This window comes from Pseudoalteromonas sp. P1-16-1b (assembly GCF_001401785.1).
Classification (GTDB): Bacteria; Pseudomonadota; Gammaproteobacteria; order Enterobacterales; family Alteromonadaceae; genus Pseudoalteromonas; species Pseudoalteromonas undina.
In genome coordinates this window covers 1-237 of the sequence record NZ_LKGQ01000071.1, presented here as the reverse complement: position 1 = coordinate 237, position 237 = coordinate 1, and the positions used below count along the sequence as shown (strand labels likewise).

The window sequence follows — 237 nt, the reverse complement described above, 5'->3', positions numbered from 1 at the left end:
ATTACCCGTGAGGCTTAACCATACAACGCCAAACGCGTTTTATGTGATAGTGAAACAAGCGAAGAAGTTAATAGACTAAAGTAGATACTAGAAGACTTTATTATCAGAATTCCAAATTTTAGTTAGTGCGTAGCGATACGGACTGACACCAAATTTGCTTGGTGACAATAGCGTTTTGGACCCACCTGACCCCATGCCGAACTCAGTAGTGAAACGAAACAGCGCCGATGATAGTGT

The 237-nt window shown here is 41.8% G+C and carries 1 rRNA gene; it reads left to right on the top strand.

Annotation, left to right across the window (positions count from 1 at the left end):
* Nucleotides 1-157: 157 nt before the first annotated feature.
* Nucleotides 158-237: ribosomal RNA gene (rrf, locus tag AN392_RS18225) — 5S ribosomal RNA — on the top strand; the annotation flags it as partial.